General features: G+C 36.9%; 10 protein-coding genes and 2 pseudogenes. 8 read left to right on the top strand and 4 right to left on the bottom strand.

What is annotated here, in order from left to right; genetic code table 11:
* Positions 1–6 precede the first annotated feature (6 nt).
* The 4 genes from F885_RS15305 to F885_RS15290 all read left to right on the top strand — a co-directional run bounded on the left by F885_RS15305 (position 7) and on the right by F885_RS15290 (position 4479).
* Positions 7–954, top strand: coding sequence for a PDR/VanB family oxidoreductase (locus F885_RS15305; RefSeq protein ID WP_005314029.1), 948 nt, complete (start codon positions 7–9; stop codon positions 952–954).
* A gap of 26 nt (positions 955–980) precedes the next feature.
* Complete coding sequence (locus tag F885_RS15300; RefSeq protein ID WP_005314031.1) at positions 981–2060, top strand: aromatic ring-hydroxylating oxygenase subunit alpha; 1080 nt, start codon at positions 981–983, stop codon at positions 2058–2060.
* A 218-nt stretch (positions 2061–2278) separates the two neighbouring features.
* Entirely contained in the window at positions 2279–3622 is a 1344-nt protein-coding gene (locus tag F885_RS15295; RefSeq protein ID WP_005314033.1) for an MFS transporter, read from the top strand.
* A gap of 56 nt (positions 3623–3678) precedes the next feature.
* The gene (locus F885_RS15290) at positions 3679–4479 is read left to right on the top strand and encodes an OprD family outer membrane porin (RefSeq protein ID WP_005314035.1); all 801 of its coding nucleotides are present in this window, start codon (positions 3679–3681) and stop codon (positions 4477–4479) included.
* 39 nt (positions 4480–4518) lie between these two features.
* Here the strand turns inward: F885_RS15290 and F885_RS20545 are convergent.
* A protein-coding gene (locus F885_RS20545) for an IS3 family transposase (protein WP_085944219.1) occupies positions 4519–5663 on the bottom strand; the annotation gives its coding sequence in 2 pieces (ribosomal slippage) (positions 4519–5399 and positions 5399–5663; 1146 coding nt in all).
* Positions 5664–5669: 6 nt separating this feature from the next.
* Between F885_RS20545 and F885_RS15275 the strand changes: the two genes are divergently transcribed.
* On the top strand, positions 5670–6230 hold the full coding sequence (locus tag F885_RS15275) for an OprD family outer membrane porin (RefSeq protein WP_005314038.1): 561 nt from the start codon (positions 5670–5672) through the stop codon (positions 6228–6230).
* Positions 6231–6572: 342 nt separating this feature from the next.
* Here F885_RS15275 and F885_RS15270 read toward each other — a convergent pair whose 3' ends face one another.
* The 3 genes from F885_RS15270 to F885_RS15260 all read right to left on the bottom strand — a co-directional run bounded on the left by F885_RS15270 (position 6573) and on the right by F885_RS15260 (position 9970).
* Complete coding sequence (locus F885_RS15270) at positions 6573–7871, bottom strand: NADH:flavin oxidoreductase (protein ID WP_005314039.1); 1299 nt, start codon at positions 7869–7871, stop codon at positions 6573–6575.
* Positions 7872–8098: 227 nt separating this feature from the next.
* The gene (locus F885_RS15265) at positions 8099–9367 is read right to left on the bottom strand and encodes an NADH:flavin oxidoreductase (RefSeq protein ID WP_005314042.1); all 1269 of its coding nucleotides are present in this window, start codon (positions 9365–9367) and stop codon (positions 8099–8101) included.
* Between the two features lie 105 nt (positions 9368–9472).
* Positions 9473–9970 (bottom strand): DUF2505 family protein, encoded by a 498-nt coding sequence (locus tag F885_RS15260; protein ID WP_005314044.1) that lies wholly within the window; start codon positions 9968–9970, stop codon positions 9473–9475.
* A 316-nt stretch (positions 9971–10286) separates the two neighbouring features.
* Between F885_RS15260 and F885_RS15255 the strand changes: the two are divergent.
* From F885_RS15255 to F885_RS15240, 3 genes and pseudogenes are all read left to right on the top strand, one after another.
* Positions 10287–10520, top strand: a pseudogene (locus F885_RS15255) (AraC family transcriptional regulator); the annotation flags it as partial.
* 74 nt (positions 10521–10594) lie between these two features.
* A protein-coding gene (locus F885_RS20550; RefSeq protein WP_085944219.1) for an IS3 family transposase occupies positions 10595–11739 on the top strand; the annotation gives its coding sequence in 2 pieces (ribosomal slippage) (positions 10595–10859 and positions 10859–11739; 1146 coding nt in all).
* 54 nt (positions 11740–11793) lie between these two features.
* Positions 11794–12603 (top strand): annotated as a pseudogene (locus F885_RS15240) (helix-turn-helix domain-containing protein); the annotation flags it as partial.
* Between the last annotated feature and the right edge of the window lie 170 nt (positions 12604–12773).

Consider the following 12773-nt stretch of genomic DNA (forward strand, 5'->3'; position numbering starts at 1 on the left):
TGCAAAATGATGAATTGCCGCATTGAGGCCATTGCGGATGAGGCCTTAGGTATCAAGAGTTTTCTCTTAAAACCAACTGAAGATATCCAATTACCTACGTATGCTGCTGGGGCGCATATTGATGTCCATGTCAGCTCAGAAATCATCCGCCAATATTCCTTAGTTAAACTTCCTGAGCTTGAAAACCAGTACATGATTGGAGTTCTTAGAGATCAAAATTCTCGAGGTGGCTCTGAACAAGTCCATACTGAATTTACTGTAGGCAAAGAAATTAAAATTTCTGAACCTAGGAATTTATTTGCTTTGGACGAACGCGCAGAACATTACATGTTATTTGCAGGTGGTATTGGAATTACCCCTATTTTATCCATGGCTTTAGAGCTATATCAGCAGAAAAAATCATTTGAATTGCACTATTGCATTCGTACTCAAGAGCACGCCGCTTTTCAAAAGCAACTTCTTGATTCTCCAATTACAAATCATTGTTTTTTGCATATGGATGACAAGCCCTTAACTAAAATGGATTTATCAGAAATTTTAAAGCACAGCCATTCACAACATCATATCTATGTGTGTGGACCAGCAGGCTTTATTGATTACATTAACCGCACTGCTTCAGAAAATGGATGGTCAGAACAGCAATTCCATAAAGAAAACTTTAGTAATTCTGTTGATCACGCCGATGATCAGTCCTTTGAATTGGTACTCGCAGATTCCAAAAGAATTTTGTTAGTTCCTGCCGATAAGTCGGCCCTAGAAATTCTTATAGAAAATGAATTGGATGTGGATTGTTCTTGTGAGCAAGGAATTTGTGGCACTTGTGTACTGGAGGTGATTGATGGAGAAGTTGAACACCATGATCAGTTCTTAACAGATGAAGAAAAAAACTCGAATAAATTATTTACCCCTTGTTGTTCAAGAGCCAAATCAAAACAACTTGTTATTCGTCTATAACGCAAATGGATATTTAGGAGAAACTCATGGATCAAATTTCAAAAAAAATCGATCTCGTTGAAGAGATAAAAATGCCTAATCTTTTCCCTAGAAATCAATGGTATGTGTGTGCATTAAGTAAAGAGCTTTTAACAGAAAAACCACTCGCTAGAACGATTTTAAATACCAATCTAGTTTTATTTCGCCATCATAATGGTCAAGCTGTTGCTTTGGAAGATCGATGCTGTCATCGGGCTTTAGCACTATCGTGCGGAACAATTGAAGATGGTGGAATTCGTTGTGGTTACCATGGCTTACTTTATAACGAGACTGGTAAGTGCATTGAGATTCCTGGTCAAGAGAAAATTCCTACTAAAGCCAAAGTTAAAGCTTATCCAATTCAAGAACGGAATAAAATTATTTGGTTTTGGTATGGCAGTGAAGAGCATCCAACACCAAATTGTGAGCCGCCGGAATACACAATCCATGATGACGTTCGTTATGTATATGATGGTGATGTTTATCACTACGATGCACCCTACCAATTGATTCATGACAACTTAATGGATTTAAGCCATTTGGGATATGTGCATTTAAAGACGATTGGCGGGAATGCCAATGTACATATGAATGCAGAAATGAAAGTGGAACAAGAAGGTAACATCGTTAAAGTTGTACGATATATGCCAGCTTCTGAACCACCTCCGACATATAAAATGGCATATCCATTTAAGGATAAAGTTGACCGTTGGCAAGAAATTGAGTTTAAAGTTTCGCACATTACTATTTGGACAGGGGCAGTGGATGCCAATACCGATAAGCTTGATGATCCAAATCGCCAAGGATTTCATATGCGTGGATTCCATGGCATCACCCCAGAAACAGAAACGACCTGTCACTATTTCTGGACGATAGCGACCAATCCGAGTGACCCTGAAAAAGCGGAAGAAATCAAAGCAACAGTCGTTCAACAGACGAAAGATACCTTTGATGAAGATCGTGTTGTCATCAATGAGCAGTATCAAAACATGCTAAAAATTCCGAGTCAGAATATGGTGGATATTCATGTGGATGTTGCTGCTAATCGTGTACGTCGCATAATTAAGAATCTGTTGCAGGCGTCCTAAATAGATAAGCTTCATCCAATAAAAAACTATCGCTTATTGAACAATTAAGCTTTTTTTCTCAGAATTTCAAACGAGATGAGTTGCCCCAAAACAGCTGATCTCTATCAAAAAATACAAAAACTCACGTAAGAAGACACAGGGATTGTCGTGGTATATGTATATGGATCAGGTACATAGAGGCTTTTCCTGTTTTTACTATATACACAAGGAGTGTAACAATGGAAACAGACTTGAGGAAAATACTCAATCATAAAGCAATGAATACATATCAATGGTTTGTTGTGATTTTATGCGTATTTTTAATTATTGTAGATGGTTTTGATGTAATGGTGATGGCTTTTACCGCCGCATCTGTATCCAAAGAGTGGGGGCTGACAGGATCTCAACTCGGGGGATTATTAAGTGCAGGTTTGGTTGGTATGGCTATGGGATCAATTTTCCTCGCGCCTTGGGCAGATAAAAAAGGACGACGCCCCTTAATTTTATGTTGCTTAGTGATTTCTGGTATTGGCATGATACTTTCTGCTCTAGTTCAGTCAGCACTTCAGTTAGGCATTTTACGTTTTATCACAGGACTTGGTATTGGCGGCATCCTGGCGAGTAGTAACGTTTTAGCAAGCGAATATGCATCGAATCGCTGGCGTAGCCTAGCTGTCAGTTTGCAAACAACGGGTTATGCCATTGGTGCAACAATTGGCGGATTAATCGCAGTGATGCTGATAAGTAAGTTTGGTTGGCGTTCAGTCTTTTTAGCAGGTGGTATTACGACCTTTGTGATGTTAATCGTGACTTATTTTAGTTTGCCTGAATCCTTGGACTATCTTTTAGCTAAACAACCGAAGAATGCTTTAGAAAAAATTAATTCATTAGCAAGAAAATTAGACTTACCTAAACTCTCAAATTTACCAACAAATGAAATAGTTATCGAAAATTCAAAACAAGGAATTACTAAACTGTTTAGTAATGGACTTGGGCTTACAACGTTATGTCTATGGTTGAGCTTTTTCCTAGTGATGTTTGGTTATTACTTTGTCATGAGTTGGACGCCTAAAATATTAAGTTCATCAGGGATGACGACTGAGCAAGGTGTTACGGTCGGTATTTTACTTAGCGCAGGTGGAATTGTAGGTACGGCTTTAGTGGGGCTGATTAGTGCCAAAATACGAGTTTATTATGTACAAGCGGTATTTCTCGGACTCACGGCAATTTCAATTCTATTACTGGTAAATAGTGTTTCAATTTTAACTTTTGCTTTGATCTTTGGATTATGTTTAGGCGTTCTTGTTAACGGTTGTGTGGCTGGCCTATATGCAATGTCGCCAACGATTTATGATGCAGAAGTACGTACTACAGGAGTTGGCTTTGCCATTGGTTTTGGTCGTACAGGTGCAATTCTTTCTCCGTTAGTCGCGGGTTCATTCTTAGATGCAGGCATTCCTGCACTTAGTCTTTATAGCTACTATGCTTGTGCTTTTTTATTGGCAATTGTGGTGGTGTTACTGATTGCCAAAAATCGTAAACAACAAAAACAAGAATTTACTCTAAAGCGTTCTGTAATTTAAACCAAGAAAAGAGTTGTCAGGAAGGACAGCTCATTCAACTGATTTGGATGAATCAAATGAAGTATGTAATTTATTTTACAGGGCTTTACGCACCTTTTATTTTGATTAATATAAGCTATGCACATGATTTTATTGATGATATAAAAACATCAATTACAGCTAGAAATTATTATTTAGATCGAAATTACACTGAAGAAACACCATATCCAGCTGCACGTGATTGGGCTCAAGGTTTTATTTTAAAAGCCCAGTCTGGATATACAGCAGGAGATGTGGGAGTCGGCTTAGATTTTATGGCGTATGCGGGCTTTAAACTTTATGGCTCTTTGGATTATGCTGCAACAGGATTATTACCTGTAAATAAAGTAACTAATCAACGAGCTAATAATTATGGAGAAATTGGCTTAACAGCAAAAGCTAAAATTTTTGAAAACACCACAGTTCATGTAGGAATTTTAGAGCCTAAATTGCCTGTCTTATTTGCTTCACCTGCACGTTTATTTCCTCAAACTTATCGTGGAATTCAGATCCAGACTTCAGAGATACCTAATTTTCATTTGAATGTGATCTATGTAGATCGTATCAATCATCGCGACTCCACAAATTATGAACACATAACTTTAGCAAATCCTAATAAACGATTTAATCAAGCGGCAGAATCATCAGGAATGCATGAGTTTGGTGGAGAATACAAACTTACGGATAAAACGGAATTAAGTGCATATTATGCAAATTTGCATGATGTCTATCAGCAAACTTTTTTAGGTGTTAAAGGTAAGAAAGATACTCAATTTGGTCAGTTATTGGGAGATATGCGTTTATATATTAGCAATAAAGAGGTGGTCCCACATGTTTGAACAACTAAAAGCTTATTTATAAGTGATACTCTGCTCTAGTTAAGCTACCTTATTTTGTTGTGGTAGCTGGTCATAGTAAAACTCATCTGGAGTCATTTTGTCCAGACTCGAATGAGGTCGTTTCAAATTATAAAATTCAAAATATGCGTTTAATTGCTTCTTCGCATCCAAAACATTGCTGTAGGCTTTGAGATACACCTCTTCATATTTAACGCTCCGCCATAATCGTTCAACCATCACATTATCAACCCATCGACCTTTACCATCCATGCTGATTTGGATGTCATTTGATTTCAATACATCAATAAATGCATCACTGGTAAACTGACTGCCTTGGTCTGTATTAAATATTTCAGGTCGACCATATTTTTCAATAGCTTCATTTAATGTTTCTATGCAAAATGTAACCTCCATACTAATCGATACTCTATGCGCAAGTACCTTGCGGCTATGCCAATCAATCACAGCACATAAATAAACAAAGCCTTTTGCCATAGGGATATACGTTATATCCGTAGACCACACTTGATTACTGCGCTGAATAGCCAATCCTTTGAGCAGATATGGATATTTGCGGTGAGCTTGATTAGCCTGGCTTAAATTTGGTTTGCAATATAACGCATTAATGCCCATTTTCTTCATTAAAGTACGTGTATGACGTCGTCCTATATGATGTCCTTGACGATTCAACAAATCACGCATCATACGGCTACCTGCAAAAGGGTATTGCATATGTAACTCATCCATACACCGCATCAGCTTCAGATCTGATGCACTCACAGGTTTTGGGCGATAGTAATAACAACCACGGGAGACTTTCAGCAGCTGAGCTTGCTTAGATACTGAAATCTGAAGTGAGTCATCGATTAACTTTTGTGGTTGAAGCGGCCCAGTTTCTTCAACACACCTTCTAAAAAATCAATTTCTAATGCCTGCTCACCGATTTTTGCATGTAGTTTTTTTAGATCGATGGGTGGTTCTGTTGGAGCTTTTGATTGATCGAAAGCTTGCGAGGAAGCTGAAATCAGTTGATTTTTCCAGTCGATAATTTGGTTTTGATGAACATCAAATTCAGCACTCAATTCAGCAAGTGTTTTTTCTGCTTTAATCGCAGCAAGTGCTACCTTAGCTTTAAAATCATTTGAATGATTTCTTCTTGGTCTACGTGCCATAAAATACTCCATATATTGATGTTTATAACATCATTTGGGGAGCAAAATATCACTTATAAGTGTTGTTCAAATTTCCTGATCCACCTCTATAATGAAGGCAAAGAACTTGCAGGCAATATTGATAATCAACATTTTAGTGGTATTTGGGGGATTCATAATTCTAATCATACTTTCAGTATCGGATATATGCAGTCATTTGGTGAAACGGCTTTACCTTATCTATCTGGAGGTGAACCAATGCATTTTCTTGATACTTTGAGTACTGATTTAGTGAATATTAACGAACGAGTTTATCATCTTCGATATGATTATGATTTTAAAGATACTGCTGCTAATGGTTTAAAATTTATGACACGTTATAGCAAAGGAGATAATATTGAACTTAATGGATATGGTCAGCAGCACTTTAAAGAAAGAGAATTAGATTTGGAGTTAAGTTATAAAGTCCAGCAAAGTATATTTAAAGATTTAAATTTACGTGTACGTCATTCTACTTACCGCAACAATATTCCAAGCACAATGACCTTTAAACCTGCAAATGAGTTACGTTTAAATATTGATTATACATGGAAATTTTAAAATAATTCTTAGATGTTTATTACGTCTAAAGAATGAGTAATTAACCATACGTGCGTTTGAAACAGCGGGGAGAAAGTTAAGTTTTCGCGCTGCTGCTGAATTGGGTGTTACCAAAGGTTCAAGGAGTGTATCTTCATCACGCCTTACTTAAATGTAGTCAAACGCGGCACGATCAACCAGCAGTGTGTAGCGTGCCGTTCTTTGGAATCTTTTACTGCACTTATGTTCACCTAAAATTTGATTCATAAGAATCTATCCATTTATATTCTTTAAATTAAATAACTTATAGTCATAATAACAAAAAAACTAAAACCCAAGTTCATGAACTAAAAGATTCATACTTTAAAAAAGAATATCTGTGTCTAGCATTATCTGACGTTTTTTTGACATTTCTGGTTCATAGCAATCCACCGCCATTCCCCCTAAACGAGCAATACATTTATTGCAATACTGGCAAATTGGGTAATCAAACTCTGAATGATACAAGTTATGGTAAAGATAAGGATCTGCGATAAATGCACGGGCACACGATATAGCATCACTATGTCCATTAATTAAGGCATTTTCCATCACCTCTCTTGAGACAAACCCACCACTTGCAATCACAGGTATATCCAGTGCGTGTTTAAAGTGTTTTACATAGGGCATGTTATAACCTTCACCTTTTGGAGCTGACCAAGTGAGAAAGCTTTCAATCATGGGGGACATGGACAAGGCCATTTTCTTTCGAGTAGATGAAAAACCCATTCCCGAACCATGCTCTATATTTGTTTTTAAGAACCCATGATAAGAACCAGATAACATGGGTGGAACAGATTCATAATGAGCTCGACTGATCTCAATCGCATCAACTCCCTCATTTTGTAGAGCAACTGCAAAAGTCACTAACTCATCAGTGGTTGCGCCTCGTCGAAAAGCGAGAGCATCTGTACCATTTACTTTAGCCAAAATCGGAAAATCATCTCCAACACACTGACGAATGGCTTTAACAATCTGTAAGGGTAATCTCATTCTATTATCTAGATTGCCACCATATAAATCATTTCTTCGGTTGGTGTAAGGTGCTAAGAATTGGCTGATCAAATAACCATGAGCAAAATGCAATTGAATACCATCAAAACCCGCCATTTTCGCCCTAACCGCAGCTCGAACAAAATCATCAATGATCTTTGGAATTTCATTGAGTTGTAAAGCACGAGGTTTTGTACCTAATGATTGTTCCATTACGTTTGATGCAGATACCACAGGATTATCTGCATCATTTGGTCTGACTACTTGACGACCACCATGATTCAGTTGTGCAATTAACTTAGTTGTTTGACCTTGTGCATGGATAGCATCTACCCAAGTTTTTAAACCTGCGATTTTATTATCTGCATCAATGCTTGCCTGTTTACCTGCTGAATGACCTTGCTTAGAAATACAAAGATTTCCAGTAAAAATTAAAGGGGTCTTTGCTTTTGCCATAGGGAGATAGAAGTCTATTAACTCATCTGTAACAAATCCTTCCGCTGTAGCTCTTGTTTCACTTGTTGCAGATTTAAAAACACGTCCAGAAACAATCATTTTACCAATCTTCAAAGGTTGATATAAAAGCTGTTCTATTTGTTTTTCATGGGGCTTATCATTGAATTGTGTCATAGAAAATTATCACTATTTGTTTTCAGTTGACTGAATCTAAATGTTATTTGAGGGTTTCTATTTCTATCGATCTTTACGCTCAAAAACTTAACTTTGATTCAATTTTAACTTTTAGAAAATCTATAAATATTTGAAATAAAACATATTTACACCCCTGAGGTATCTAATCCTCAGAACAAAGTAGTTAGAGTGAGGATTAGAGTATCCTTCTGGATGATTGAAATACATTAACTTGAATGGAATATTTTAGCTTTAAGCATGCGATCACGATCGGGTTGCACTTTAGGGTTGAAGCAACCTACACCTAATTGACCACCAGCACTTCCAATACATAAATTACAATAATCACAAACTGGGGCATGTGGAATTGGATGGTAAAGGTGATGGAATAAATAAGGATTTGCGATCAAGCCACGCCCTATAGAAATTGCATCTATTCGGTTTTCTCGAACAGCATTTTCCATTGCAGCTTTGTCATTAAAACCACCACAACTAAATACAGGGATAGAAAGAGCTTTTTTAAACTCCTCAGCATAATTCACATTAAAGCCTTGACGGGCAGGGTAATTATGGTTGAGAAATGGTTCAAAAAATATTGCAATCACACGCATAAACAAACGTTGCCATAGTGGGAATGTTGAAGCCATACCAACTTTAGTTTGTCTTTTTATAAAACCAGACCATTTTCCGGACAATGTACTTGGGATTGTGGAAAAATGTCCTCGAGTGATTTCAATTGCATCTAGACCCTCTTTTTCAAGTTGCTTTGCCAACATGATTTGATCGTCAAGCTTAACTCCGCCCGGACGATCATCGCATCCGTTTAACTTCGCAATAATTGGATAATGAGGACCAACTCTTTCCCGAACCGCTCTATATATTTCTAAAGCCAGATTCATGCGTTTTTCCGCAGTTCCACCATATTTGTCCTTCCTCCGATTAGTGCCGGGCGTTAGAAACTGGCTAATCAAATAACCATGAGCCATTTGAATCTGTACCCCATCGCAACCTGCTTTTTGAGCTCTTTCTGCGGCATCTGCATAAGACTTAATCAGATCAGGAAATTCTTCTATTTTTAATGAGCGAGAAATTCCCAATAAAGTAGGGTGTAAGCGGCCAGTAGATGTAACAGGATAATCTGTAATACCTTCAGCAGATGAACGCATTTGAGATCCACCGTGATTGATCTGAGCGATTAGCTTTGTTCCATATTTGTGGCACATATCCGCTAGTTTCTTCATTCCCAGAATTTTATCATCATGATCTAAAGCTAACTGTTTACCCCCAGATTTCCCTTGCCAGGAAACAAAAATATTTCCTGTGATGATTAAAGGTAATTTAGATTCAGCCATAGGTCGATAAAAATCTAATATTTCATCGGTCATAAATCCTTCGTCAGTGGCTAGAGTCTCATGAGTTGCTGTTTTAAATACTCGTCCTGAAACTTTCAGAGACCCAAAGTAAATTGGATTTTCTAATATAAAATTTGAAGACATTTCTTTGACTTCCTTAAAATATGATCGTTCTAATTACTCAGAAATAGCAGTGCCAACAGATTAATGAGTTACACTATTTCTGAAGATTGGAAATATTTAAATTAATCAAATACATGCATTGCTTTTAATTTCATCACATACAATTTTCAATTCAATATCACTAAAACGTCGAATTTCAGACTCAGCATGTTTTGCAAGCATGTTGCCAATGAGGGGGACATTCACTTGAACTTCCCAGTCAATAGTGATTGTCAATTTTCCATTTTCTATTGAATAACGTGCTTGGTTATTAAAACTACTTGGCATATTCATTTGAAAAGTGGATTTGCAGACTAAATGCTCAATATCCCAATGATCTTCGCGAACAAGTTTGAATGCTCCATTTAAGAACTTTCTTGCCATTTCTGGGATATTTACATCTAGATTTTGGGACCGTTTAAGGTAATATTTTGAACCAGTAAATTCTTTATTGAGAATCTCTAAATTTTCACACGGTACTTTTGAGCAGACACTTAGATGAAACTTTTGATTTGACAGTATTTTCTGAGCCTCTGCCAATGTACAGGGTAATAACTCCTGTTTTACCGTAAAGCGATGTGCCATTTCCTAACTCCTTTAAGGCTGGGTAGACGTACTGTTCATACACAACATCATCAATGAAATTAAGTTATAAGGCTTGATGGGAAATGCCAAAGAATTGATACTTTGCGCCAAAATATAAAAATGAGTAAAGCTTTTAGGAATCAATTATTTTTACGGTTTTATAAATGATAATTTTAAATAATTGATTTATTAAAATTTAATATACTAGGGTTTTTATATTTCAACAAAAATAGTCTGTAGTATTTATTGATTTACACTTACTTGACACCTCAAAGAAAACTATTTGATACTTTGTGCCATATTGGAATGAAACGAGATTATTGGATTGAATAAGCCGTTACATAGTAGAAAGATTCCCGAAACATATGTTCGATTATTGTTTCAATATCTTGAGGCACAAGGTCATGATGCAGAAAAAATTCTTGGCGAACCTTGGCCTGTAGCCGATTCAAGCGGCTTAGGTGGGATAGATGTTGATCATTGGGAAGAGTTACTTGTTATTGCAAGGGAATATCTGAATGATCCTTTAATAGGTTTACATGTTGGTCAGAGGTGGATCAGGAAATTTGAACAACACTTATAAGTGATATTTTGCTCCCCAAATGATGTTATAAACATCAATATATGGAGTATTTTATGGCACGTAGACCAAGAAGAAATCATTCAAATGATTTTAAAGCTAAGGTAGCACTTGCTGCGATTAAAGCAGAAAAAACACTTGCTGAATTGAGTGCTGAATTTGATGTTCATCAAAACCAAATTATCGACTGGAAAAATCAACTGATTTCAGCTTCCTCGCAAGCTTTCGATCAATCAAAAGCTCCAACAGAACCACCCATCGATCTAAAAAAACTACATGCAAAAATCGGTGAGCAGGCATTAGAAATTGATTTTTTAGAAGGTGTGTTGAAGAAACTGGGCCGCTTCAACCACAAAAGTTAATCGATGACTCACTTCAGATTTCAGTATCTAAGCAAGCTCAGCTGCTGAAAGTCTCCCGTGGTTGTTATTACTATCGCCCAAAACCTGTGAGTGCATCAGATCTGAAGCTGATGCGGTGTATGGATGAGTTACATATGCAATACCCTTTTGCAGGTAGCCGTATGATGCGTGATTTGTTGAATCGTCAAGGACATCATATAGGACGACGTCATACACGTACTTTAATGAAGAAAATGGGCATTAATGCGTTATATTGCAAACCAAATTTAAGCCAGGCTAATCAAGCTCACCGCAAATATCCATATCTGCTCAAAGGATTGGCTATTCAGCGCAGTAATCAAGTGTGGTCTACGGATATAACGTATATCCCTATGGCAAAAGGCTTTGTTTATTTATGTGCTGTGATTGATTGGCATAGCCGCAAGGTACTTGCGCATAGAGTATCGATTAGTATGGAGGTTACATTTTGCATAGAAACATTAAATGAAGCTATTGAAAAATATGGTCGACCTGAAATATTTAATACAGACCAAGGCAGTCAGTTTACCAGTGATGCATTTATTGATGTATTGAAATCAAATGACATCCAAATCAGCATGGATGGTAAAGGTCGATGGGTTGATAATGTGATGGTTGAACGATTATGGCGGAGCGTTAAATATGAAGAGGTGTATCTCAAAGCCTACAGCAATGTTTTGGATGCGAAGAAGCAATTAAACGCATATTTTGAATTTTATAATTTGAAACGACCTCATTCGAGTCTGGACAAAATGACTCCAGATGAGTTTTACTATGACCAGCTACCACAACAAAATAAGGTAGCTTAACTAGAGCAGAGTATCACTTATAAATAAGCTTTTAGTTGTTCAAACATGTGGGACCACCTCTGTCAAACGATTACAGCACAACATCTTGGAATTTTAGGTTCTGTTTTTCTAGCTTGTGAAAATCTTGGAGCAGTCTTAGAGCGTTTTGAACGTTACCACCGTCTTTTATATGATGTTGTTCCCGCATCTGTCCAGATGCATACTGACTATGTAGAAATTTCATGGGAGGTTCAAGATTACAAAGTCAATAGCTTATCTGATGAAACTGGTTGGGCCGTGATAATCAAGTTTTGTCGTAATCTAATAGAGGGTCAAGATAAATTAAAAGCTGTCCATTTTATTCATAAGCAACCAACAGATATTAAGCCATATGAAGATTATTTTGGGTGTCCTGTTTTATTTGAACAGCCTGTACCGCTTATGCGCTTTGATATGGAAATGCTAACTATACCACTTAAAAACTCTGATGCGACTTTAGTTGCGATACTAGAGAAGCATGCGGACACTTTACTTGCAAGTTTGCCACATAATGAAGAAATTATTGAACAAGTTCGAAAGCAAATCGCTTACTTGATACCTCAAGGTGAGCCTGATGTAAAACAACTTATAGAAATACTAAATTACTCACGTCGGACTTTTCAAAGACGTTTAAAAGAGGCGGGAACGACCTTTAGAAAGGAGTTAAATCTTGTACGATATGAGTTGGCAAAATCTTATCTAAGAGATCAACGATTACAAATTGTAGAAATAGCATTGTTGTTAGGTTATGCAGAGCATAGTCCATTTACTAGAGCTTTCAAAGAATGGTCTGGTAAAACTCCACAGCAAGTAAGAGATGAGATGAAAATTAAGTTTAGAGAATAATATTAATTATCCTTGACGAGAAGTTATCATAAATCTAGTCTATATCAATATTAATGAACAAAATGCTAGGTGTTATTTATTTAACATAATAGGATATTATGCGATTTCAGCGACTACAGAAGTAAGTTAGGTTGACGGTCCCAATTTTCCCTTTTGCTGCTCCTTCTAAA

This window comes from Acinetobacter higginsii (genome assembly GCF_000369845.1).
Classification (GTDB): domain Bacteria; phylum Pseudomonadota; class Gammaproteobacteria; order Pseudomonadales; family Moraxellaceae; genus Acinetobacter; species Acinetobacter higginsii.